Raw genomic sequence first — 23362 nt, forward strand, 5'->3', positions numbered from 1 at the left:
GGCGATGGCGCGCCGGCGGGCCGTGACCCGTCCACCCCTGCCGTTGCGGGACGGCCTCGGCCCCGACCGGATCCGGGTGTCCGACGACCACCCGGCGCCGACGCTGGGTGCCTACCTGTCCGCCGTCGCGCCGGCGGACGACTGGGACGCCCGATTCGCCGCCGGCGAGGTCGTCGACCGGTCGGGGCGGCCGCTCGGACCCGACGATGCGTGCCGGTCCGGGCAGTTCGTCCACTTCTATCGGGAGCCGCCCGCCGAGGAGCCGGTGCCGTTCGAAGTGGACGTGCTCCATCACGGTGAGGGTCTGCTCGTCGTCGACAAACCGCACTTCCTGGCCACGATCCCGCGCGGACGACACATCCGCGAGTCCGTGGTGGTGCGGATGCGCCGCGAGTTGGACCTGCCGGATCTGGTGCCCGCTCATCGACTCGACCGGATGACTGCGGGCGTGCTCGTCTGCACGACCGACCCGGCGCTGCGCCGGCCCTATCAGCAGCTGTTCGAGCAGCGCAGGGTGGTCAAGGAGTACGAGGCCCTGGCCGCGCACGCACCGGGCCGCGAGTTCCCGACCACGGTGCGCAGCCGTATCGACAAGCGACACGGGGAGCCGACGGCACGGGAAGTTCCCGGAGAACCGAACGCGCACACGGAGATCGACGAGATCGAGGTGCTCGGCGACCACGCCCGCTATCGGCTGCTGCCCACCACCGGACGTACCCACCAGCTGCGGCTGCACATGTGGTCACTTGGCCTGCCGATCCTCGGCGACGACTTCTACCCGGCACTGCGGGACCGGGAGCCCGGCGACTTCACCGATCCGTTGCGCCTGCTGGCCCGGAGCGTGCGGTACGACGACCCGGTCACCGGCGAAACACGCGTGTTCAGCAGTAGGAGAACGCTGTCCGTCGGCAGCGCCGTGGCAGGATCGCTGCCATGATCTCTCGTCTCGGCCGGGCCGTCGCGCTGGCCGCCGTCACCGCGCTGGCGGTGGCCGGATGCGCGGCCGGGGCCGGGCTGTCCGGGACCGGGGGACCCGACACCCTCACCGTGGCACTGACCGCGAAGCCCGACAATCTCGACTTCACCCGGACCGCGGGCGCGGCGATCCCGCAGGCGTTGCTGGACAACGTGTACGAGGGACTCGTGCGGCTCGACGACTCCGGTGCGATCGTGCCACTGCTCGCGGACTCGTGGACCGTCAGCCCCGACCGCACCGTCTACGAGTTCGCCCTGCACCCGGACGTCTCGTTCAGCAACGGCGCCCCGTTCACCTCCGACGACGTGAAGTTCAGCATCGACCGGGTCAAGAGCGACTGGACTGCGAACACCCCGGGCGCGATGGCGGTCGTGGACCGGGTCGAGACCCCACGCCCGGACCTGGCGCGGGTCGTGCTCAGCCGGCCCAGCAACGAGTGGCTGTTCGCGATGACGGGACCGATCGGGGCGATGTTCAGCCCGACCGGAGTCGCCCAGCTGGCGAGCACCGCCATCGGAACCGGCCCGTACACCGTGTCCCGCTGGAATCCCGGTTCGGAGCTGCAGCTGAGCGTCAACCGCCGGTACTGGGGTCCGGAGCCCGCGATGAAGCAGGTCCGGCTGCGGTACTTCGCGGATGCGACAGCACAGGCCAACGCGCTGCGCAGCGGCGGCGTCGACGTGATCTTCGGGCTCGGTGCGCCGCAGCTGCTCGGTCAATTCACCGCCGATCCGCGATTCACCGTCACACAGGGCACCACCAACGGCGAGGTGGTGCTGTCGATGAACGGCTCCGTCGCCCCGTTCGACGACATCCGGGTGCGGCGTGCGGTGATGTACGCCGTGGACCGGAAGGCGGTGCGCGACACCGCATACGCCGGCTACGGCGAACTGATCGGGTCGATGGTGCCGCCGACCGACCCCTGGTTCGAGGATCTGACCGGGGTGTACCCGTTCGATCCGGACCGGGCCCGTGCACTGCTCGCCGAGGCGGGGACGCCGAACCCGGCGGTGCGCTTCGACGTCCCCAACCTGCCGTACGCGACCGCGTCCGCGCAGGTCGTCGCCTCCCAGTTGCAGCAGGTCGGCTTCCGGGTGCAGATCAACCCGGTCGAGTTCCCCGCGGTCTGGCTGGACCAGGTGTTCACCCGGCACGACTACCAGATGTCGGTGATCCAGCACTCCGAGCCGCACGACATCGTCACCTTCGGCAATCCGAAGTTCTACTGGGGCTACGACAATCCCGCGGTGACCGCGCTGCTCGCGGAGGCCGACGCCGCCGACACCGCCGACCACGTGGCGAAGATGCGGCAGGTCGCCCGCACGATCACCGACGACGCCGCCGCCGACTGGCTGTTCCTGTTCCCGCTTCTCGTGGTGGCGGATTCGGATCTGACCGGCCTGCCGCACAACGCCACCAGCCTGGCGATGGACCTGTCCCGGGTGCGGCGGGGGTAGGCGATGCTGGTGACCATCGCCCGCAGGCTGGGCATCTTCGCGCTGACCGCCGCCGTCGCGTCGGTGCTCGTCTTCGCGATGCTGGCCGTGCTCCCCGGCGACCCGGCGCGGATCGCGTTGGGGGTGCAGGCATCCGAGGAGGACGTCGCCAGGGAGCGGGTGGCGATGGGACTCGACGCACCGTTGCCCGAACGGTACGTGACCTGGGTGTGGGCGATGCTGCGCGGTGACATGGGGAACTCGTACCTGACCCGGCAGCCGGTCGGCCCGGAGATCCTGGACCGGCTGCAGGTGACGCTGTGGCTGGTCGGTGCGGGCATGGTCGTCGCGTTGCTGATCGCGCTGCCCCTCGGGGTCGCCGCGGCCGTGCGTGCGGGGAAGCCGGACGGGACGCTGATCGGCGGAATCAGTCAGGTGGGCATCGCGATCCCCGCGTTCCTCGCCGGAGTGCTCCTGTCGACGGTCTTCGCCGTCGAACTCGGGTGGCTGCCGTCCAGCGGCTGGCAGGCCCCGATCGAGGGCATCGGCGGGTTCCTGTCCTACCTGGCGTTGCCCGCGTTGGCGCTGGGACTCGTCCAGGGTTCCGTGCTGACCCGTTACGTGCGCTCCGCCGTCCTCGACGAACTGGGGGAGGACTACCTGCGCACCGCGCGCGCGAAGGGGCTGACCCGCACGCGGGCACTGTTGCGGCATGGTCTGCGCAACGCCGCGGTCCCGGTGATCACGGTGGCAGGGGTGCAGTTGAGTGCGCTGCTGATCGGAGCCGTCGTGATCGAGCGGGTGTTCGTGGTCCCCGGGCTGGGCAGCCTGCTGCTCGACAAGGTGAGCCAGCGGGACATGGGTGCGGTGCAGTCCATCGTGATGGTGCTGGTGCTGATGGTGCTGCTGCTGAACGTGGTGGTGGACCTCCTCTACACGGTCATCGACCCCCGCTTGAGGAGTGGCACATGACGCGGCCCGCGGAGCGCAGCGGGAAGCGGCGAGAGGCGCCGCGGATACCCGGCACCCTCGTCGTGGGTGGGGTGCTGGTCGCGTTGGTGGTGGTCGCGGCCGCGGTCTCGCTGGTGTGGACGCCCTTCGACCCGACCGTCGTCGACCCGTCCGCCCGGCTGCTGCCGCCGAACGGCTCGCACTGGCTCGGCACCGACGACTTCGGCCGCGACATCGTCAGCATCCTGCTGGTCGGTGCGCGCACGACGCTGCTGGTCGGCCTGGTCGCGGTCGCGGTGGCCGCCGTCATCGGGATTCCCCTCGGGGTGAGCGCCGGAATGAGGGCAGGCCCCGCCGACGAGATCCTGATGCGCGGCAACGACGTGCTGCTCGCCTTCCCCGCGCTGCTCCTCGCGATCATCTTCGCCGCGATCTGGGGCGGTTCGACGGTGACCGCGATGGTCGCGCTCGGCATCGGGGCCGCGCCGGGATTCGCGCGGGTCGCGCGCGCAGGCACCCGCCAGGTGATGGCGCAGGACTACATCCTCGCCGCGCGGGCCAGCGGCCGCATCCGGGGTTCGATCGCGGCCCGGCACGTGCTGCCGAACATCTCGAGCGAGCTGATCGTGCAGGCGTCGGTGACGTTCGCGCTCGCCGTGCTCGCCGAGGCGGCGCTGTCGTACCTGGGGTTCGGCACCCCGCCGCCGACACCGTCGTGGGGCCGGATGCTGCAGGAGACGCAGCCGTACCTGTACCTGGAGCCGATGGTGATGCTGTGGCCGGGTCTGGCCATCGCGGTGACCGTGCTCGGCTTCAACCTGCTCGGCGACGGCCTGCGGGACCGTCTCGACCCCAAGGTGGCGCGATGACGGGGGGTGGCGCGATGACCGCGCCGCTGCTGGAGGTGACCGGCCTAGGCGTCCGGGCCGGCGAGCGGACACTGCTTTCCGAAGTCGGCTTCCGGCTGGATGCGGGGGAGCGGCTCGGGCTGATCGGCGAGTCGGGCTCCGGGAAGTCGCTGACCGCCCTGAACGTGATGGGCCTGCTGCCGGACCAGCTGACCGCGTCCGGGTCGGTGCGTCTCGACGGCACCCCCGGCAACCTGCTCGACCTGTCCGAGCGGGAGTGGACGCGACTTCGCGGCGACGACGTCTCGATGGTCTTCCAGGAGCCGATGAGCGCGCTGAACCCGTTGATGCGGGTCGGCAACCAGGTCGGGGAGGTGCTGGCACTGCACCGTGGCAATTCGCGGCACGGCCGCGGCGACCTGAGCCGCCGAGCGCGCCGCGACGTGGTGCTCGACCTACTGGCCGCGGTGAACCTGCCGGATCCCGCGCGGATCGCCCGGTCGTATCCGCACGAGTTGTCGGGCGGGCAGCGGCAACGCGTGCTGATCGCGATCGCCATGGCGAACCGGCCCCGGCTGCTGATCTGCGACGAGCCGTCCACCGCGCTCGACGTCACCGTGCAGGCCCAGATCCTCGACCTGATCGACACCACCGTCCGCGAGCACGACACCGCCCTGCTGCTGATCACCCACGACCTCGCGGTCGTGTCGCAATTGTGCGAACGGGTGCTCGTGATGCGCGACGGCGAGATCGTCGAGTCCGGCCCGATCGACGACGTGTTCGGCGATCCGGCGCATCCGTACACCCGGTCCCTGCTCGAGGCGTCCCGGCTCGGTCACGGGGAGTCCGCCGACACCGGCCACGTATCCGGGGCGGCGCTGGTCTTCAACGAGCAAACCGACCCGCTGATCTCGGTGCGCGGCCTGTCCCGCACCTACCGCGGGAGCCGCGAGTCGCTGTGGCGCAGGCCGGAACCCGTGCACGCTCTGGCCGACGCGTCGTTCGACGTCGCGGCCGGGCAGCGTTTCGGGATCGTCGGCGAGTCCGGCAGTGGCAAGTCCACGCTGATCCGGTTGCTGTGCGCGCTGGACACCCCGACCGCCGGCTCCCTCCGGGTCACGGGGCGGGAGATCGTCGGCGCGAGGGAACGTGACCTGAGCTTTCTGCGCCGGGACGTCTCTATCGTCTTCCAGGACCCGATGGGCTCCCTCGACCCGAGGATGCGGGTCGCCGACATCGTCGCCGAACCGCTCACCGACCGGACCGGTGCCGATGGCCTGGTGGCGGCCATGCTCACCGACGTCGGGCTGGACCCGGACGCCGCGCAGCGGTATCCGCACCAGTTCTCGGGCGGACAGCGACAGCGGATCTCCATCGCCCGCGCCCTGATCACCCGGCCCCGGATCCTGATCGCCGACGAACCGGTCAGCGCACTCGACGTCTCGGTTCGCGCGCAGGTCCTCGACCTGCTTGCCGGGCTGGTCGCCGAGCACGATCTGACCCTGCTGCTCGTCTCCCACGACCTCGCGGTGATCCGCCACGTGTGCGACGTTGTCGCGGTGATGCATCGCGGCCGGATCGTCGAGTGCGGGCCCACCGAGGACGTCTACGAACGCCCACTCGATCCGTACACCCGGACGTTGATCGCGAGCGCTCCGACGCTCACCCGACCGGAAGGCTGAGTGCGCCAGCAGTGCCGGTCCGGCGCTGTGAAACAATTGCGACCCGTGAAGACCTTCGATTCGCTGTTCGCCGAGCTGTCCGACCGCGCCGTCACCCGTCCCGAGGGTTCCGGCACCGTGGCCGCGCTGGACGCCGGTGTCCATGCCCAGGGCAAGAAGGTGATCGAGGAGGCCGGCGAGGTGTGGATCGCCGCCGAGTACCAGAGCGACGAGGAGCTCTCGGAAGAGATCTCGCAGCTGCTGTACTGGGTGCAGGTCTTGATGATCGGCCGCGGACTGAAGCTCGAGGACGTCTACCGACATCTGTGAGTCGCCCCACCTCGACTCCCTGACACCCCTCGCCTTCGAAGGAAGGAACACCATGCTGCGCGTTGCAGTGCCCAACAAGGGCTCCCTGTCCGAATCCGCCGCCGAGATCCTCACCGAGGCCGGCTACCGCCGCCGCACCGACTCCCGCGACCTGACCGTCCTGGACCCGACCAACCAGGTGGAGTTCTTCTTCCTGCGGCCGAAGGACATCGCGATCTACGTCGGGTCCGGTGAACTGGACCTCGGCATCACCGGCCGTGACCTGGCCCTGGACTCGGGTGCTGCTGTCGCCGAACGACTTTCGCTCGGATTCGGCCGCTCCAGCTTCCGGTACGCGGCTCCTGCAGGCAAGACCTGGACGCCCGAGGACCTGGCCGGACTGCGGATCGCGACCTCGTACCCGAACCTGGTGCGCGCCGACCTCGCGCGCCGCGGCGTCGACGCCACCGTCATCCGGCTCGACGGGGCCGTGGAGATCTCCATCCAGCTCGGTGTCGCGGACGCGATCGCGGACGTCGTCGGCTCCGGTCGCACCCTGCGCCAGCACAACCTCGTCGCGTTCGGCGAGTCGCTGTGCGACTCCGAGGGCGTGCTGATCGAGCGTGAGGGCTCCGACCAGGACGACAAGGCCCGCAACCAGCTGATCGCCCGCGTGCAGGGCGTCGTGCGTGCGCAGCAGTACGTGATGCTCGACTACGACTGCCCGCGGGCGAGGCTCGCCGAGGCGGTCGCGATCACCCCGGGTCTCGAGTCGCCGACGGTCGCGCCCCTCGCCGACGAGGAATGGGTGGCGATCCGGTCGATGGTGCCGCGTAAGGGCAGCAACGACGTGATGGACCGTCTCGCTGAGATCGGCGCCAAGGCGATTCTCGCGACCGACATCCGGACCTGCCGGGCGTTCTGACCCGAGCCGCTCGTGCACCGCGGCCCACCACGATGATTCGTGGTGGGCCGCGGTCGTCGTCCCGGGAAGTGCGTCAGCGTGCCCGCACCTGCACGGTCTGTGTCACCCTGGCCACCGGACCCGAATCGTCGTGCAGGACGCCGGACGACATCGCGACGCCGTCCGGGCCGTACGAGGTTTCCGCGGACACCCCGATCCAGTCCCCGTCCGGCACGCGGAACAGGTGCACGGTCACGTCCGTGTTCAGGAACGTCCACTCGGTTGGGTCGATCTTCGTGCCGACTCCGTTCGCGGTGTCCGCGATGAGGAACAACCGGTCGACGGGGTCGAGCGGTTCCCCGTCCACCAGATCGGGATGCGGCTTGCCCCAGGCGAGCCCGACACCGGGCGCGCCGATCGGGGTCAGCCAGTTCCACTCCACCGAGTCGATGAAGCCGGTGCGCCAGAAGTGGCCCTCCGGAAGGGGTGGCGCATCCGCGGCGCGTGGTGGAATCGCCGGGTCGGCGGCATGTGCGATGGTGGTGGTGTCGGCCGTCTGCAGCCGCCAGCCGGTTCCTCGCGCGACGGCCCGCCAGGTGCCGTCCGGGCCGGCCGCGGACAGTTCGGCGACCACGAGTTCGATTCGGCGACCGGGACGTTCGATCCACGACCGCACCCGGATCTCCGTCAACGGGATCGGGCCGAGGATCTCGATCACGACCCGTGTCAGCCGGGTGTCCGGCCGGGCGTCGCAGCGTCGCACCGCCCGCGCGAGCAGCGCCGACGGGGGAGAGCCGTGCTGCATGTCGTGGGACCAGGTGCTCAGGGTGTGCCCGGTGGGCTGGAAGCGCTCGGTGCCGTCCGGAAGTGGTTCCAGTGCAACAAAATAGGCCGAATCGTGCAGGGCGGCGTCAGTCACCGGCGAACTCCTCGTTGTCGAGCGGCCAGCCGGGATAGGGTGGCGGCGTGCCCCCGAAGACGGGGCAGTGCAGCTTATGATCGCAGAATCTGCACATGCGCCCCGGGCTGGGTTCGAACTCCCCGGTGGCGGCGGCGTCGAGGATGGCCCGCCACATCGCACTCAACGTCCGTTCGAATCGGCGCAACTCGTCGTGATCGGGTGTGTACGTGAGGATCTCGCCGCCGGTAAGGTACAGCAGGCGCAGCTGGGCGGCGACGACGCCACGGGTCTGCAGCAGCATCAGCGCGTAGAACTTCATCTGGAACAGGGCCTGCTGCTCGAAACCCTCCCGCGGCGCCCGGCCGGTCTTGTAGTCGACGATGCGCACCTCACCGGTCGGTGCGACGTCGATCCGGTCGACGAACCCGCGCAGCGGGACGCCGTCGTCGAGGTCCGTCTCGATCCGCAGCTCGCACGACTCCGGGTCGAAGGCCGTCGGATCCTCGAGCAGGTAGTAGTTCTCGACGATCAGGCGGGCGTCGTCGAGGAACCCGGACAGGTCGGCGTCCGGCACCACGTCGGCGGTGGTCGGGGTCTGCGCCAGCAGCCGGTCCCAGGCCGGCGCGACGAGGGAGACGGCGGCCGACCGGTCCCGCCGGGGTGCGGGTAGTGCGTAGAGCGCCTCCAGCACGGCGTGCACGAGCGTCCCCTTGACCTGGGCGGTCGTCTGGGTCTCCGGGAGCCGGTCGACGGCGCGGAAGCGGTACAGCAACGGGCACTGCCGGAAGTCGCCGGCCCGGGAGGGTGACAGCGCGGGCCGGGACCGCTGCCGCGGTGCGGCCTGTCCGTCCGGCCGGGGTGCGGTCTGGCCGTCCGGACGCGGTGCGGCCGGTTCTGTGGGGTGCGTCGTCGCGGGGCTGCTCACGCCTGGCAGGGTATGCCCCGGGCCCGACACCGCCGTCGGGGCCGGCGCCAGGGTCGCCGGACACAACAACAGAGGAGTTTGCGAGATGTCAGCGCTGCAGGGTCGACCGACGGGACCGTTCCGGGTCGGTGACCGCGTCCAGCTCACCGACGCGAAGGCACGTAAGTACACGGTGGTGCTCGAGCCGGGCAAGGAGTTCCACACCCATCGTGGCGGCATCCTGCACGACGACCTGATCGGCACCCCGGAGGGCAGCGTCGTCACCTCCACCAACGGCACGCCGTATCTGGCGTTGCGGCCGCTGCTGATCGACTACGTGCTGTCGATGCCGCGCGGCGCGCAGGTGATCTACCCGAAGGACGCCGCGCAGATCGTGCACGAGGGTGACGTGTTTCCCGGTGCGCGGGTGCTCGAGGCCGGAGCCGGCTCCGGCGCACTGACCTGCTCGCTGCTGCGCGCGGTCGGCCCGGAGGGCAAGGTGCAGTCCTGGGAGGTGCGCGAGGACCACGCCGAGCATGCAGTGCGGAACGTGGAGACCTTCTTCGGTGGCCGCCCCGAGAACTGGGATCTGACGATCGGCGACCTCGCCGACTACGACTCCGACGTCCACGGTCAGGTCGATCGTGTCGTGCTCGACATGCTGGCGCCGTGGGACGTCCTGCCCGCGGTGTCCAAGGCGCTCGTCCCCGGCGGTGTGCTGATCGTCTACGTCGCGACCGTCACGCAGCTGTCGAAGGTCGTCGAGGCGATGCGGGAGCAGGAGTGCTGGACCGAGCCGCGGTCCTGGGAGTCGATCGTGCGCGGCTGGCACGTCGTCGGGCTGGCGGTGCGCCCCGAGCACCGGATGCAGGGCCACACGGCCTTCCTGGTGAGCGCCCGACGGCTTGCGGAGGGAACCGTCACCCCGAAGCCGCAGCGCCGCCCCAGCAAGGGCTGACGCCCTCGTGCGTGATCTCCACCCCGACCGGGGTGGAGATCACGCACCGGCGCCGCGGGCGCCTACTTGACGCAGGCGAGGCGTCCCATGCCGAAGAGGGTGCAGGCGGCGTCGTCGGAGATCACCCAGGTGCCGTTCACCGAGTCGAAGGTGACGTCCGTCGGGGCACCGCCGTGCGGGCCGGCGATCGTGGCGGTCGCGGTGACGGTGTCACCGTCGACGGCGACCACCTTGGTGACCTCGGCGGTGAGCGGGTAGCCCTGCAGCACGCCGTTGAACTGCTCGACGACCGCAGCCTGCTCGTTGCCGTCCTCGATGAGGGCGATCTTGTCCGCCGCGGGCACCGCCGGGTCGAAGAAGGTGGCGAGGGTGGCCTGCAGTTCCTCGGACGTCGGGGTCGCGGCCGCGGCTGCGGCGCTGGTGGCGGCCGCGCCGGTGGTGGCCGCGGCGGCCGAGGTGGTCGCGGTCGCGGTGTCGTCGGCGTCGTCGGAGCCACACGCGGTGAGGCCGAGTGCGACGAGAACTGCTCCGGTGGCGATGAGTGACGTGCGGGTGATCACGGGTGACCCTTTCCTCGGCAAACGGCGGTGAATGTAGGTGAGGCTAACATGGGTTGGGAGGGGTCGAGTTCGGCCCGATTTCTCAGAGTGTGCGACGTCTCAAGTGTCGCAACACACTTTCGCCCGCACGGCGGTAGCGTTGGGGGATCGAACTGGGAGGAGTCGCACATGAGCGCAACAGAGAATCCGGACTCGCTGGCTGCCAGGGCGGAACTCGAGGCCCTCAAGCTCGAGGCCGCTGCACTTCGCCGACAACTTGCCCAGTCACCCGAGCAGGTGCGTGAACTCGAGTCACGGGTGGATTCCCTGTCGATCCGCAACTCGAAGCTCATGGACACGCTCAAGGAGGCGCGTCAGCAGCTGATCGCGCTGCGCGAGGAGGTCGACCGGCTCGGTCAGCCGCCGAGCGGGTACGGCGTGCTGATCCTCGCTCACGACGACCAGACGGTCGACGTGTTCACCTCCGGGCGCAAGATGCGGCTGACCTGTTCGCCGAACATCGACACCGAAGAGCTCAAGCCGGGACAGACGGTCCGGCTGAACGAGGCGTTGACGGTGGTCGAGGCGGGATCGTTCGAGCGGATCGGGGAGATCTGCGCCCTTCGCGAGGTCCTCGACGACGGGGAACGGGCACTGGTGGTCGGGCACGCCGACGAGGAGCGGGTCGTCTGGCTCGCGCATCCGCTGGCGGTGGCCGCGTCGGACACCACGCTGCACCCCGACGACGAGGACATCGACTCGCCGACCCGCAAGCTGCGGCCCGGCGATTCGCTGCTGGTCGACACGAAGGCCGGTTATGCGTTCGAACGGATCCCGAAGGCCGAGGTCGAGGACCTCGTGCTCGAGGAGGTCCCGGACGTCGACTACGGCGACATCGGTGGTCTCGGCCGTCAGATCGAGCAGATCCGGGACGCGGTCGAGCTGCCGTTCCTGCACAAGGATCTGTTCCACGAGTACGCGCTGCGGCCGCCGAAGGGTGTCCTGCTGTACGGCCCGCCGGGTTGTGGCAAGACGCTGATCGCCAAGGCCGTCGCCAACTCGCTCGCGAAGAAGATCGCGGAGGCCAGGGGACAGGATGCCAAGGACGCCAAGTCGTACTTCCTGAACATCAAGGGCCCCGAGCTGCTCAACAAGTTCGTCGGTGAGACCGAGCGTCACATCCGGATGATCTTCCAGCGTGCCAGGGAGAAGGCGTCCGAGGGCACTCCGGTGATCGTGTTCTTCGACGAGATGGACTCGATCTTCCGGACCCGCGGCTCGGGCGTCTCGTCCGACGTCGAGACCACCGTGGTGCCGCAGCTGCTCAGCGAGATCGACGGTGTGGAGGGGCTCGAGAACGTCATCGTGATCGGTGCGTCGAACCGCGAGGACATGATCGACCCCGCGATCCTTCGTCCCGGCCGGCTCGACGTGAAGATCAAGATCGAACGCCCGGACGCGGAGTCCGCGCAGGACATCTTCTCGAAGTACCTGACCGAGTCGCTGCCGGTGCACGCCGACGACCTGGCCGAGTTCCGCGGGGACCGGGCGCTCTGCGTCAAGGCGATGATCGAGCGCGTCGTGGACCGGATGTACGCGGAGAGCGACGAGAACCGCTTCCTGGAGGTCACCTACGCCAACGGGGACAAGGAGGTCCTGTACTTCAAGGACTTCAATTCGGGCGCGATGATCCAGAACATCGTGGACCGGTCGAAGAAGTACGCCATCAAGGCCGTGCTCGAGACCGGTGCCCCGGGCCTGCGGGTGCAGCACCTCTTCGACTCGATCGTCGACGAGTTCTCCGAGAACGAGGACCTGCCCAACACCACCAATCCCGATGACTGGGCACGGATCTCGGGCAAGAAGGGTGAGCGGATCGTCTACATTCGCACGCTGGTCACCGGCAAGAACGCCAGCGCCAGCCGCGCGATCGACACCGAGTCGAACACCGGTCAGTACCTGTAGTCACGGGTGCGGCGGTGGGGTGCAACGGGAATCCCGTTGCACCCCACCGCCGTCTGTGCCGCATGCCGGTCGCGGGAACGTCATCGCCGAACGCGTGCCTCACCACACCGTTCCGGTCAGCAGCGCGCGGGTGTCCGGCACGAACGGCCACGACGGGTCCGTGAGATGGGCGCGCAGTTGCGCGTCGGTCCACCACCAGCCGTCCACGATTTCGCTCGGCTGGTGCACGACGGGGCCGTCCCAGCGGCCTTCGAACGCGAACAGGTGGCAGCGCAGGGGCTTTCCGTTCCACACGCCGTCCCAGGAGACCTGAGCCAAGGGAGAGAGTGCGATGTCCCGCACCCCCAGCTCCTCGCCGAGTTCGCGGGCAGCGGTCGCCGCGGGTGTCTCGCCCGGGTCGACGACGCCGCCGGCGAGGCAGTCGTGCATGCCGGCGAAGACCGCCTTGTCGGGGGAGCGGCGGTGCACGTAGATCCGGGCGCCGTCGAGCGAGCGCAACAGCACCCCTGAGCTCGCGTGCCACAGCCCCTCTGCGTACACGCGGGACCTCGGCGCGGTGCCGGTTTTCGTTGCCGTCGGCGTCGTACACGGTGACGATCTCGTCGCGGGGGAGATCGTCGGTCGCCTGATCCATCGTTTCATCGTGTCACGTGGGGTTAGGCTGGCCGAGTGCCACTTCCGAGAAGGCTCGCCCGCATCAACCGGGTGGTGACCAACCGCCTGGTACTGCCGGTCGCAGGCTGGCTGCCGGGATTCGCGATCGTGTTGCACCGAGGCCGCCGGACGGGCCGGCTGTACCGGACTCCCGTCAATTGCTTCCGGTACGGCGACGGTTACCGCTTCGGCCTCAGCTACGGTGCGGACAGTGACTGGGCACGCAACATCCTCGCCGCAGGCCACGTGGACATCACCACCCGGGGACACCTGATGAGCCTGGTCGAGCCGCGACGGCGGAGCGACCCGCGCGCGGACTGGGCGCCCCTGCCGGTGCGCGTGGTGTTGCGCGCGATCCACGCGGACGCGTACCTGCAGTGTCGCCTCGAGCGGAGGTCGTGAGGGCGGGACCGCCCGAAACCCGAATCGGGGCATTGCTCGCGCGCTACGGTTGACGGGCGCGTGTTCTGCTCGCTTCGGAAGAAGGTGCAGCTCGATGAGATCGCACGGTCGAGGAGCAGGTGTGATCGGCGCGGTGCTGTTGGCGTGCGCCGCATTCGTCGCGGCGCCACCGCCGTCCGCGCAGGGGTTCGCCGAGGATGTCTGCTACACGGAGGACGGCGCTCCGGTCCACAACTGCGGTCCACTGCCGCCGCCCTGCCCGATCGACGATCCGTACGCGCCGGTGTGCGGTCTGCAGGCGTTCGGGGTGTACGGATACACCTTGCGGCGGCCGCTCGGTGGCCGGAGCCTGGTGCACACGGACTCGACGTACATCATCGCCCGCAGCGTCGGGTTCTCGGAGCGTGACGCGTACTGGATCGCGGCGTACGACGAGGCGACCGACCTCGGGTCGTTCACGCCCCGGGACGTCGACGGCAGGCTCGTTCCCGATGCCGGGGCGCTCACAACCAGGGACATCAGTGGGTTCGTGCGGACACATTTCGCCACCGGCGGGTTCCTGTTCCACTTCCTGCCGACGATGCGCGGACCGTCCGACCCGGTATCCGACGGCCTGCATCCCGACGTCGGTGATCCGCGGCACGAGGTCATGCTCACGCACCTTCGTCGCTGGGCGATGGCGGGGCCGGGAAGTGACGCGCCACTGTGCACGGGCGGTTTCACGAACCCATCGGCAGGCGGCGACTACGCCACTGGTGCAACGTGTTACGGAGATGCGCAGCCGGTACCGATCAATGGTGAGTACAGCGTGGTGACGCCGGCCGCGATCCCGTTCACCAACGAGACGGGGGAGCAGGTCGTATCCGGCACGGTCCGGTCGTCGCAGTTCGACTCCTGGATCGGCGACAACGCCTGGAATGCGCGGGTCGGTGTCTATCTCCACGCGCTTGGTGATCGCATCTCGCACCACGCCTGCACCGACGTGGGGACGATCGTGCCGCCGGGACCGGATCTGCCGGGGTTTCGCATCGATCTGAACGTACCCAGCTGCGACCAGGGGCCACACGCGCTGCGGCACGAGTACGAGACGGGTGTGGACTTCGCCGGGCTCGAGCCGGGGGACGGGACGACCGAGGCGACCCTGTCGATGGTGTACGACGAACTGGTGGCGTTCGCGAGGGTTCGCGGCACGCTCGCCAGCGCGCGACCGCGCCAGAGGCGAGGGCCGCGCTGGTGGGCGGCGGGTTGGTGCCTGCGCTCGAGATCCGCGACCCGGTCGCACGGTTGACCGCGGTGGTCGGCGTCGGTTGCAGGGCAGGGGTTCCGCCCTTCCCGGGCAACCCGGCGTGCCGCGGGTGAGCATGTGGTGAAGCCTTCGGCACCCTTCTTCTGCTCGAGACGCACCGACAATTCACCCTGCAATAATGTCATAACGCAACTTATCGGCACTTAAACCGGTGCCGGAAAATCCAGCACCGCGCCTTCTACAACAGCTTCAGGCACCGGGGCGGGGGCGGGCACCCCGATGCACAGGCGCCCGAGGATCTAGGCTCGACGCCATGCAGCGGATCATCGGTATCGAGGTCGAGTACGGAATTTCGTCCCCGTCGGAGCCGACGGCGAACCCCATTCTGACCTCAACGCAGGCGGTGCTCGCGTACGCGGCGGCGGCCGGCGTCCCGCGGGCCAAGCGAACCCGCTGGGACTACGAGGTGGAGTCGCCATTGCGCGACGCACGAGGCTTCGACCTCGGGCGGTTCAACGGCCCGGCGCCGGTGATCGACGCCGACGAGGTCGGTGCCGCCAACATGATCCTCACCAACGGTGCCCGGCTGTATGTGGACCACGCGCACCCCGAGTACTCGGCCCCGGAGGTCACCGATCCACTGGACGCGGTGATCTGGGACAAGGCGGGGGAGCGAGTGATGGAGGCCGCGGCCCGGCACGCCTCGAGCGTCCCCGGCGCACCGCGCTTGCAGCTGTACAAGAACAACGTGGACGGCAAGGGTGCGTCGTACGGCACCCACGAGAACTACCTGTGCTCGCGGGAGACGCCGTTCACGGCGATCATCGCCGGCCTGACACCGTTCTTCGCCTCCCGTCAGGTGATCTGCGGATCAGGCCGCGTCGGCGTCGGGCAGTCCGGCGACGAGGCCGGTTTCCAGCTCTCGCAGCGGGCCGACTACATCGAGGTCGAGGTCGGGCTGGAGACGACGCTCAAGCGCGGCATCATCAACACCCGCGACGAGCCGCACGCCGACGCCGAGAAGTACCGCCGCCTGCACGTGATCATCGGTGACGCGAACCTCGCCGAATGGTCGACGTATCTCAAGGTCGGCACCACCGCCCTTGTTCTCGACCTGATCGAGGCCGGGGTCGACCTGTCCGATCTTCAGCTCGCGCGGCCGGTCACCGCGGTGCACCAGATCAGCCACGATCCGACGCTCCGGCAGACGGTGGCGCTCTCCGACGGTCGCGAGATGACCGGTCTTGCACTGCAGCGGATCTACCACGAGCGGGTGGCCTCGTTCATCGAGCGGGAGGGATCCGACGATCCGCGTGCCGCGGACATCCTCGCCAAGTGGGCGACCGTGCTCGACCTGCTCGAGCGGGATCCGATGGAGTGCGCGCACCTGCTGGACTGGCCGGCGAAACTGCGGATCCTCGAAGGCTTCCGCAACCGTGAGGGACTGGCCTGGTCGGCGCCCAAACTGCACATGCTCGATCTGCAGTACTCGGACGTCCGCCTCGACAAGGGCCTGTACAACCGGCTCGTCGCACGCGGATCGATCGAGCGGCTGGTCAGCGAACAGCAGGTGCTGGACGCGATCCACAACCCGCCGACCGACACCCGCGCCTACTTCCGGGGCGAGTGCCTGCGCAGATTCGGTGCCGACATCGCGGCGGCGAGCTGGGACTCCGTGATCTTCGACCTGGGCCGGGACTCCCTGGTTCGGATCCCGACCCTGGAACCGCTGCGTGGCAGCAAGGCGCACGTCGGGGCGCTGCTGGAGGCGGCGGATTCGGCGGCGGACCTCGTGGATCAGCTGACGACCTGACAATCGCCCGAAGACGCGACGGAGAAACGTCGCAGTGTCGTGGACGTGAAGCGTCACAGTGTCGTGCGCGATCGGTAGGGTGAAGGTCCGAGCACGAGCGCACACTGGGTGTGCGGGATGCAGTGCAAGAGCAACGAGGAGGTCGGCGGCTATGGCGCAGGAGCAGACCAAACGCGGCGGCGGTGGCGACGACGACGATGCCCCCATCGGTGACGGTGGTGCGGGACAGGAACGTCGGGAGAAGCTCGCAGAGGACACGGACGACCTGCTCGACGAAATCGACGACGTGCTTGAGGAGAACGCCGAGGACTTCGTGCGCGCGTACGTGCAAAAGGGCGGCCAGTGACGCCGGATTCCCCGGCGACGCGTACGACGATGGGGGGCGGGGTGCTGCGGTTCGATTCGCAGCTGTCCTCGTTCACCGAGCATCTGCGTGTCCATGCGCCGGAACTGTTGCCGGAGAACCGATTCGATCTCGGGGCAAACGGAGGTAGGGGTGAGCCGATGACGGGTCGTCCGGACATCGCCCCACACGGCACGACGATCGTTGCACTGACCTTCGCCGGCGGTGTCCTCATCGCCGGCGATCGCCGCGCGACGATGGGCAACCTGATCGCCAGCCGGGACGTCGAGAAGGTGTACGTCACCGATGACTACTCCGCCGCCGGGATCGCCGGTACGGCGGGCATCGCGATCGAGCTGGTGAGACTCTTCGCCGTCGAACTCGAGCACTACGAGAAGATCGAGGGCGTTCCGCTCACCTTCGACGGCAAGGCCAACCGGCTGTCGTCGATGGTCCGGGGCAATCTCGGAGCCGCGATGCAGGGGTTGTCCGTGGTGCCGCTTCTCGTCGGATACGACCTCGACGGAGCGGAACCGGCCAAGGCCGGGCGGATCGTGTCCTACGACGTCGTCGGTGGACGGTACGAGGAGAAGGCCGGGTACCACGCGGTCGGTTCGGGTTCGCTGTTCGCGAAATCGGCGCTGAAGAAGATCTACGATCCGGACGCCGACGAGGCGGGTGCCATGCGGGCAGCCGTCGAAGCGCTCTACGACGCAGCCGACGACGACTCCGCGACGGGTGGACCGGATCTGACCCGTGGCATCTTCCCGACCGCGGTGGTGATCACCGACGCCGGCGCCGTGGAGGTTCCCGAGAGCCGGCTCGCCGAATTCGCCCGCGCCGTCATCGCCGACCGCACCAAGGAAGCAGGTGACACGCCGTGACGATGCCGTACTACGCCTCCGCCGAGCAGATCATGCGGGATCGCTCGGAGCTGGCGCGCAAGGGTATTGCCCGCGGTCGCAGCGTCATCTCGCTGACCTATGCGGACGGTGTGCTGTTCGTGGCGGAGAACCCGTCGTCGTCGCTGCACAAGGTCAGCGAGCTGTACGACCGGCTCGGTTTCGCCGCCGTCGGGAAGTACAACGAGTTCGAGAGCCTGCGGCGCTCGGGCATCATGCATGCCGACATGCGCGGCTACTCGTACGACCGCCGCGACGTCACCGGTAGATCCCTGGCCAATGCGTACGCGCAGACGCTCGGCACGATCTTCACCGAGCAGCCGAAGCCGTACGAGGTGGAGCTCTGTGTCGCCGAGGTCGGGCGGGCGGGGCAGGACCACCACGCGCAGCTGTACCGGATCACCTACGACGGCTCGATCGTCGACGAGCAGCAGTTCGTCGTGATGGGTGGCGCGACCGAGCCGATTCTGACCGCATTGAAGGAGTCGTACCGGCCGGGCCTGCCGCTGGCCGAAGCGGTCGCGGTCGCGGTCGACGCGTTGCAGGTCGGGACCGCGCCGCCCGGCAACGGTGAGGCCGAACGGCGGCGCATCGGGGTCGGTGCCCTCGAGGTGGCCGTGCTGGACCAGACCCGCCCGCGGCGCGCGTTCAAGCGGATCACCGGGGCGGCGCTGTCGGCACTGCTGCCCGCCGAACCCGCGGCACCGGCTGCCGAGGCCGCGCCGGAGCCGGGAACGGAAGCCACGGGACCGGCGGCGGGCCCCGACGCGGGCTGACCCGACCCCTCGAACGTTTCGGCCCCGGTGGATCATCGCCGGGGCCGAAACGCGTCCGGACCGCCCGGTCTTTCGTCACGGGTCGTGTCTGTACCGAGACATCACCGAAATGCACGGCGGCAGCGGCGAAGTCACGCGGAATGTCGATGGCCGGTGCACCGGCCGCGGAGGGCTTCGGCGTTGTACTGTCGAAGTGTGCAGCGACGAATCATGGGAATCGAGACCGAGTTCGGGGTGACGTGTACTTTTCACGGTCACCGTCGACTCAGCCCGGACGAGGTGGCGCGATACCTGTTCCGGAGAGTCGTCTCGTGGGGGCGGAGCTCCAACGTCTTCCTCCGCAACGGTGCCCGGTTGTATCTCGACGTGGGATCGCATCCGGAGTACGCGACGGCCGAGTGCGACGGGCTGGCCCAACTCGTCACGCACGATCGCGCCGGTGAGCGTGTCCTCGAGGATCTTCTCGTCGACGCCGAACAGCGGCTCACCGAGGAGGGCATCGGTGGGGACATCTACCTGTTCAAGAACAACACCGACTCGGCAGGCAATTCGTACGGCTGTCACGAGAACTTCCTGGTGGTCCGCGCGGGGGAGTTCTCCCGAATCTCGGACGTCCTGCTCCCGTTCCTGGTCACGCGGCAGCTGATCTGCGGCGCGGGCAAGGTTCTGCAGACTCCGAAGTCGGCGACCTTCTGCCTGTCCCAGCGTGCGGAGCACATCTGGGAGGGTGTGTCCTCGGCGACGACCCGTTCCCGCCCCATCATCAACACGCGCGACGAGCCGCACGCGGATGCCGAGAAGTACCGCCGGCTCCACGTCATCGTCGGTGACTCGAACATGTCCGAGACCACCACGATGCTCAAGGTCGGCTCCGCGGCGCTGGTGCTGGAGATGATCGAGGCCGGGGTCTCGTTCCGCGACTTCGCGCTCGACAACCCGATCCGCGCGATCCGCGAGGTCAGCCACGACCTGACCGGCCGCAGGCCCGTCCGCCTCGCGGGCGGCAGGCAGGCGAGCGCGCTGGACATTCAGCGCGAGTACCACGCGCGCGCGGTCGAGCACCTGCGCAACCGGGAACCCGACGCTCAGGTCGAGCAGGTCGTGGAACTGTGGGGCCGGGTGCTCGACGCCGTCGAGTCCCAGGACTTCGCGAAGGTCGACACCGAGGTCGACTGGGTGATCAAGCGCAAGTTGTTCCAGCGGTACCAGGACAAGCACAACCTGGATCTGGCCGATCCGCGGATCGCGCAGCTCGACCTCGCCTACCACGACATCAAGCGTGGACGTGGCGTGTTCGATCTCCTGCAGCGCAAGGGCCTGGCCAAGCGGGTCACCGAGGACGAGCAGATCGACGCCGCGGTGAACACGCCACCGCAGACCACTCGGGCGAAGCTGCGCGGCGACTTCATCGCCGCGGCCCAGGACGCGGGACGCGACTTCACCGTCGACTGGGTGCACCTCAAGCTCAACGACCAGGCCCAGCGGACGGTGCTGTGCAAGGACCCGTTCCGGTCCGTCGACGAGCGGGTCGAGCGCCTGATCGCGTCGATGTAGTGGCGGTGCCGTTAGGCTGCTGATCCGTGGCGACCAGCAAAGTCGAACGGCTGATGAACCTAGTCATCTGCCTGCTCTCGACCCGGCAGTTCCTGACGGCGGACAAGATCCGTCAGAGCGTTGCGGGCTACAAGGAGTCGGTGAGCGACGAGGCGTTCAGCAGGATGTTCGAGCGGGACAAGAACGAACTGCGTGATCTCGGGGTTCCGCTCGAGACGGGACAGGCATCGCGGTTGGGCACCGTCGAGGGCTACCGGATCAGCCCCGAGGCGTACGCACTGCCGGAGATCGACCTCACCAGCGAGGAGTCGGCCGCGGTCGCCATCGCGGTGCGACTGCTCGAGTCCCCGGAACTGACGTCCGCCGCGCAGGGCGCCGTCCTGAAGCTGCGGGCCGCGGGCGTCGCGGTGGACCAGGAGTCGGCGTCCTCGTTGTTCACGGCACTGCCCGCGCGGGTCCGTGGCTCGGAGCCGGCACTCGAATCGGTGCTGGCCGCCATCGAGGCCGGTCAGGCGATCCGCTTCGAGCACCGGTCTGCCCCCAACGCGCCGCTGCGTACACGGACCCTCGAGCCGTGGGGTGTGGTCACCCACGACGGCCGGTGGTACGTGGTCGGTCACGACAAGGACCGCGATGCCACCCGCACGTTCCGGTTGTCCCGGATCGGGGAGCAGATCACCGCGTTCGGTCCCACGGGCGTCGTGCGCAAACCCGAAGGTACGGACCTGCGCGACATCGTCGGTCGCGCGGTCGGCACGGCGGGCGTGTCCGGCACCGCGACGGTGTGGGTGCGCGACGGCCGGGCGCAGGAACTGCGTCGCCTCGGTCAGCAGACGCGGGCCATGACGATCGGCGACCGGGCGGGTGCGGTGCTGGAGGTACCGGTCCGCTCCCGGGAATGGCTCGCACGATTGATCACGGGATATGGGGAGGATGCAGTGGCGCTGGCACCCGAGGCACTGCGCGCGGATGTCGTCGCGCGGCTGACCGTCGCGGCGGGTGAGGCGCGATGAGCCAGCGACTGTCGCAGCGGCTGTCGCGGCTGCTCAACATGGTGCCGTACTTCGTCGCCAATCCCGGGATCACGAAGAGTGAGGCCGCAGCGGAACTGGGGGTCACGGTCACGCAGCTGACCACCGACCTGAACCAGTTGTGGGTGTGCGGACTGCCGGGCTACGGCCCCGGCGACCTGATCGACCTGTCCTTCGAAGAGGAGACCGTCGCGGTCACGTTCTCCGCCGGGATCGACCGTCCCCTGCGGCTGACCTCGACGGAGGCGACCTCGATGCTGATCGCGCTGCGTGCGCTCGGGGACCTGCCGGGCACCGCGGATCCGTCCTCGGTCCAGGGCGCAATTGCGAAGATCGAGTCCGCGGCGGGAGTCGCGGCCGCCGGTGCGGTGACGCAGGCGGTCTCGGACCCGGGTCCGGAGAGCCCGGTGGTCGCGGCGGTGCGGTCCGCGGTCCGCCACGGGCGCGCACTCGACATCACCTACTTCTCGGCATCCCGGGACGCGGTGACCAGGCGGGTCGTCGATCCGATCCGGGTCGTCGCGGTCGACAATCACAGCTATCTGCAGGCGTGGTGCCGGCAGGCCGACGGCGTCCGGCTGTTCCGCTACGACCGGATCGACGCGGCCACCGAACTCGACGAGCCGGCGCGCGTCCCGGAGGACGCATACGACGAGTCCTCGGCGCTCGACCTGTTCCACGACGACGCAACTCTGCCCCAGGCGCGACTGCTGATCGCCCCGGACCACGCCTGGGTGATGGACTACTACCCGATGACGGACGTCGTGGTGGCCGCGGACGGGTCGGTCGAGGCATCGATGCGGTACGCGTCGCTGGACTGGATGGCCCGGCTGATGGCGGGGTTCGGCACCGGGGTCCGGGTACTGGGTCCGACGGAATTGTCCGAATCCATCCGGGCCCGTGCGCACGCCGCCCTGGAGATGTACCGGCAGCCGCTCGACAGCTGACTCCCAGCATTTGGGCCCGACGGGACCCCCGATGTCCGGTAGCATCGAGCCAACTGATCTCTGGAGGTAAAAATGGGTGCAATGAGCCCCTGGCACTGGGCCATTGTGGCGCTGGTCGTCGTGATCCTGTTCGGTTCGAAGAAGCTCCCCGACGCTGCCCGTGGTCTGGGCCGGTCCTTGCGGATCTTCAAGAGCGAGGTCAAGGAGATGCAGAACGACGGCGCGCCCGCCGCTGCCGCCCCGGCCCCGCCTGCGCAGTTGCCCGCGACGCCGGAGGTGCAGGCCACCGTGGTCGAGACCCCGCAGACCGAGACGAAGGCCTCGTAGGACGAACCACCGTGTGACCCCGGGGTGCATGGGCATCCCGGGGCGCAGCTGAGCAGAACCAAGGGCCCGAATCAGTGCGTATCCCCTTCGACCCGCGGCGCAGTCGGCGCCGGGTCAACCCAGACGGCACCATGTCGCTGGTCGATCATCTCTACGAGCTGCGGACACGGCTGCTGTGGTCGATCCTCGCGATCTTGGTCACAACGGTGTTCGGCTTCTTCTGGTACTCGCACCAGATCCTGGGCATCGACAGCCTCGGCGAGATCCTCCGCGGACCGTACTGTTCGCTGCCGTCGGAGTCTCGGGCCGCGCTCACCGAGGACGGCTCGTGCCGGCTCCTCGCGACAGCGCCGTTCGAGCAGTTCATGCTCCGCTTCAAGGTGGCGCTGACCGCCGGCATCGTCCTCGCGTGCCCCGTCTGGCTGTACCAGCTGTGGGCTTTCATCACGCCGGGTCTGTACTCCAAGGAACGCCGGTACGCCATCGGGTTCGTCTTCTCCGCCGCCGCCCTGTTCGTGTTCGGTGCGGTGCTCGCCTACCTCGTGGTGTCCAAGGCGCTGCACTTCCTGCTGACCATCGGTGGTGACGTTCAGGTCACCGCCCTCAGCGGTGCCGAGTACTTCGGCTTCGTGATCAACCTGCTGATCATCTTCGGTGTCAGCTTCGAGATCCCGCTGCTGATCGTGGCGCTGAACTTCGTCGGCATCCTGCCCTACGCCAAGCTCAAGGCGTGGCGGCGCGGCCTGATCATGGCGATGTTCGTGTTCGCGGCCATCGCCACCCCGGGGCAGGACCCGTTCTCGATGCTGGTGCTCGCAGTGGCGCTGACCGTCCTGCTGGAGATGGCCATCCAGATCGCTCGCCTCAATGACAGGCGGAAGGCTCGTAAGGACTCCGAGGGGTGGGGTGCCCTCGACGACGACGAGGCGTCCCCGCTCGACGCCGCCACCGACATCGCCGCACCCAGCCGGGTCAACGACTACTCGGACACGTTGTAGGTCCCACTCGTTCGGAC

General features: G+C 69.0%; 22 protein-coding genes and 2 pseudogenes. 20 read left to right on the forward strand and 4 right to left on the reverse strand.

Going from position 1 to position 23362, the window contains the following annotated elements; translation table 11 throughout:
* The first annotated feature begins 4 nt into the window (after positions 1-4).
* The 7 genes from ACWEPG_RS04555 to hisG are packed head-to-tail and all read left to right on the forward strand — an operon-like array spanning position 5 to position 7106.
* A complete protein-coding gene (locus ACWEPG_RS04555; protein ID WP_450116684.1) occupies positions 5-937 on the forward strand; it encodes a pseudouridine synthase in 933 nt (310 codons plus the stop codon).
* Positions 934-2433, forward strand: a complete 1500-nt coding sequence (locus ACWEPG_RS04560; RefSeq protein WP_452593972.1) for an ABC transporter substrate-binding protein — start codon at positions 934-936, stop codon at positions 2431-2433. Before ACWEPG_RS04555 ends, ACWEPG_RS04560 begins: the two co-directional genes overlap by 4 nt.
* A 3-nt stretch (positions 2434-2436) precedes the next feature.
* On the forward strand, positions 2437-3384 hold the full coding sequence (locus tag ACWEPG_RS04565) for an ABC transporter permease (protein WP_452593973.1): 948 nt from the start codon (positions 2437-2439) through the stop codon (positions 3382-3384).
* A complete protein-coding gene (locus ACWEPG_RS04570) occupies positions 3381-4232 on the forward strand; it encodes an ABC transporter permease (protein WP_452593974.1) in 852 nt (283 codons plus the stop codon). Before ACWEPG_RS04565 ends, ACWEPG_RS04570 begins: the two co-directional genes overlap by 4 nt.
* Entirely contained in the window at positions 4229-5893 is a 1665-nt protein-coding gene (locus ACWEPG_RS04575) for a dipeptide ABC transporter ATP-binding protein (RefSeq protein WP_452593975.1), read from the forward strand. Before ACWEPG_RS04570 ends, ACWEPG_RS04575 begins: the two co-directional genes overlap by 4 nt.
* A gap of 45 nt (positions 5894-5938) precedes the next feature.
* On the forward strand, positions 5939-6202 hold the full coding sequence (locus tag ACWEPG_RS04580; RefSeq protein WP_450116689.1) for a phosphoribosyl-ATP diphosphatase: 264 nt from the start codon (positions 5939-5941) through the stop codon (positions 6200-6202).
* Between the two features lie 52 nt (positions 6203-6254).
* The gene (gene hisG / locus ACWEPG_RS04585) at positions 6255-7106 is read left to right on the forward strand and encodes an ATP phosphoribosyltransferase (RefSeq protein WP_450116690.1); all 852 of its coding nucleotides are present in this window, start codon (positions 6255-6257) and stop codon (positions 7104-7106) included.
* A gap of 73 nt (positions 7107-7179) precedes the next feature.
* Here hisG and ACWEPG_RS04590 read toward each other — a convergent pair whose 3' ends face one another.
* On the reverse strand, positions 7180-7989 hold the full coding sequence (locus ACWEPG_RS04590) for a thioesterase family protein (protein ID WP_452594070.1): 810 nt from the start codon (positions 7987-7989) through the stop codon (positions 7180-7182).
* Between the two features lie 7 nt (positions 7990-7996).
* On the reverse strand, positions 7997-8911 hold the full coding sequence (locus ACWEPG_RS04595) for a RecB family exonuclease (RefSeq protein WP_452593976.1): 915 nt from the start codon (positions 8909-8911) through the stop codon (positions 7997-7999).
* A gap of 85 nt (positions 8912-8996) precedes the next feature.
* Between ACWEPG_RS04595 and ACWEPG_RS04600 the strand changes: the two genes are divergently transcribed.
* Positions 8997-9848 (forward strand): tRNA (adenine-N1)-methyltransferase, encoded by an 852-nt coding sequence (locus ACWEPG_RS04600; RefSeq protein ID WP_450116692.1) that lies wholly within the window; start codon positions 8997-8999, stop codon positions 9846-9848.
* A 62-nt stretch (positions 9849-9910) separates the two neighbouring features.
* Here ACWEPG_RS04600 and ACWEPG_RS04605 read toward each other — a convergent pair whose 3' ends face one another.
* A complete protein-coding gene (locus tag ACWEPG_RS04605; RefSeq protein WP_450116693.1) occupies positions 9911-10408 on the reverse strand; it encodes a nuclear transport factor 2 family protein in 498 nt (165 codons plus the stop codon).
* 168 nt (positions 10409-10576) lie between these two features.
* Between ACWEPG_RS04605 and arc the strand changes: the two genes are divergently transcribed.
* The gene (gene arc, locus ACWEPG_RS04610; RefSeq protein WP_450116694.1) at positions 10577-12352 is read left to right on the forward strand and encodes a proteasome ATPase; all 1776 of its coding nucleotides are present in this window, start codon (positions 10577-10579) and stop codon (positions 12350-12352) included.
* Between the two features lie 99 nt (positions 12353-12451).
* Here arc and ACWEPG_RS04615 read toward each other — a convergent pair.
* Positions 12452-12986, reverse strand: a pseudogene (locus tag ACWEPG_RS04615) (NUDIX hydrolase).
* Between the two features lie 35 nt (positions 12987-13021).
* Here ACWEPG_RS04615 and ACWEPG_RS04620 point away from each other — a divergent pair.
* The 11 genes and pseudogenes from ACWEPG_RS04620 to tatC all read left to right on the forward strand — a co-directional run bounded on the left by ACWEPG_RS04620 (position 13022) and on the right by tatC (position 23345).
* Positions 13022-13408 (forward strand): nitroreductase family deazaflavin-dependent oxidoreductase, encoded by a 387-nt coding sequence (locus tag ACWEPG_RS04620; RefSeq protein WP_452593977.1) that lies wholly within the window; start codon positions 13022-13024, stop codon positions 13406-13408.
* Between the two features lie 94 nt (positions 13409-13502).
* Positions 13503-14767 (forward strand): annotated as a pseudogene (locus ACWEPG_RS04625) (hypothetical protein).
* Between the two features lie 200 nt (positions 14768-14967).
* Positions 14968-16467 carry a depupylase/deamidase Dop gene (gene dop, locus ACWEPG_RS04630; protein ID WP_450116349.1) on the forward strand — a complete coding sequence of 500 codons (1500 nt, stop codon included), beginning with the start codon at positions 14968-14970 and terminating at the stop codon, positions 16465-16467.
* Between the two features lie 151 nt (positions 16468-16618).
* Positions 16619-16813 carry a ubiquitin-like protein Pup gene (locus tag ACWEPG_RS04635; protein WP_450116350.1) on the forward strand — a complete coding sequence of 65 codons (195 nt, stop codon included), beginning with the start codon at positions 16619-16621 and terminating at the stop codon, positions 16811-16813.
* Positions 16810-17694, forward strand: a complete 885-nt coding sequence (gene prcB, locus ACWEPG_RS04640; RefSeq protein ID WP_450116351.1) for a proteasome subunit beta — start codon at positions 16810-16812, stop codon at positions 17692-17694. The genes ACWEPG_RS04635 and prcB overlap by 4 nt, the downstream gene beginning before the upstream one ends.
* Positions 17691-18488, forward strand: coding sequence for a proteasome subunit alpha (gene prcA, locus ACWEPG_RS04645; RefSeq protein WP_450116352.1), 798 nt, complete (start codon positions 17691-17693; stop codon positions 18486-18488). Before prcB ends, prcA begins: the two co-directional genes overlap by 4 nt.
* Before the next feature lie 195 nt (positions 18489-18683).
* Positions 18684-20042 carry a Pup--protein ligase gene (gene pafA, locus ACWEPG_RS04650; RefSeq protein WP_450116353.1) on the forward strand — a complete coding sequence of 453 codons (1359 nt, stop codon included), beginning with the start codon at positions 18684-18686 and terminating at the stop codon, positions 20040-20042.
* A gap of 26 nt (positions 20043-20068) precedes the next feature.
* Complete coding sequence (locus ACWEPG_RS04655) at positions 20069-21055, forward strand: helix-turn-helix transcriptional regulator (protein WP_450116354.1); 987 nt, start codon at positions 20069-20071, stop codon at positions 21053-21055.
* Positions 21052-22020, forward strand: coding sequence for a helix-turn-helix transcriptional regulator (locus ACWEPG_RS04660; protein ID WP_450116355.1), 969 nt, complete (start codon positions 21052-21054; stop codon positions 22018-22020). Before ACWEPG_RS04655 ends, ACWEPG_RS04660 begins: the two co-directional genes overlap by 4 nt.
* A gap of 72 nt (positions 22021-22092) precedes the next feature.
* Positions 22093-22347 carry a Sec-independent protein translocase subunit TatA gene (tatA, locus tag ACWEPG_RS04665; RefSeq protein ID WP_450135368.1) on the forward strand — a complete coding sequence of 85 codons (255 nt, stop codon included), beginning with the start codon at positions 22093-22095 and terminating at the stop codon, positions 22345-22347.
* 74 nt (positions 22348-22421) lie between these two features.
* On the forward strand, positions 22422-23345 hold the full coding sequence (gene tatC, locus ACWEPG_RS04670; RefSeq protein WP_450116357.1) for a twin-arginine translocase subunit TatC: 924 nt from the start codon (positions 22422-22424) through the stop codon (positions 23343-23345).
* Positions 23346-23362: the final 17 nt, after the last annotated feature.

The organism is Rhodococcus sp. NPDC004095, from assembly GCF_053604015.1.

Bases quoted from the DNA above. Each gene is read 5' to 3' on its own strand.
- ACWEPG_RS04635 (WP_450116350.1), top strand. From the start codon at position 16,619: ATGGCGCAGGAGCAGACCAAACGCGGCGGCGGTGGCGACGACGACGAT.
- ACWEPG_RS04560 (WP_452593972.1), top strand. From the start codon at position 934: ATGATCTCTCGTCTCGGCCGGGCCGTCGCGCTGGCCGCCGTCACCGCG.
- ACWEPG_RS04555 (WP_450116684.1), top strand. From the start codon at position 5: ATGGCGCGCCGGCGGGCCGTGACCCGTCCACCCCTGCCGTTGCGGGAC.
- hisG (WP_450116690.1), top strand. From the start codon at position 6,255: ATGCTGCGCGTTGCAGTGCCCAACAAGGGCTCCCTGTCCGAATCCGCC.
- ACWEPG_RS04570 (WP_452593974.1), top strand. From the start codon at position 3,381: ATGACGCGGCCCGCGGAGCGCAGCGGGAAGCGGCGAGAGGCGCCGCGG.
- ACWEPG_RS04565 (WP_452593973.1), top strand. From the start codon at position 2,437: ATGCTGGTGACCATCGCCCGCAGGCTGGGCATCTTCGCGCTGACCGCC.
- ACWEPG_RS04600 (WP_450116692.1), top strand. From the start codon at position 8,997: ATGTCAGCGCTGCAGGGTCGACCGACGGGACCGTTCCGGGTCGGTGAC.
- tatA (WP_450135368.1), top strand. From the start codon at position 22,093: ATGGGTGCAATGAGCCCCTGGCACTGGGCCATTGTGGCGCTGGTCGTC.
- dop (WP_450116349.1), top strand. From the start codon at position 14,968: ATGCAGCGGATCATCGGTATCGAGGTCGAGTACGGAATTTCGTCCCCG.
- arc (WP_450116694.1), top strand. From the start codon at position 10,577: ATGAGCGCAACAGAGAATCCGGACTCGCTGGCTGCCAGGGCGGAACTC.
- ACWEPG_RS04660 (WP_450116355.1), top strand. From the start codon at position 21,052: ATGAGCCAGCGACTGTCGCAGCGGCTGTCGCGGCTGCTCAACATGGTG.
- ACWEPG_RS04575 (WP_452593975.1), top strand. From the start codon at position 4,229: ATGACGGGGGGTGGCGCGATGACCGCGCCGCTGCTGGAGGTGACCGGC.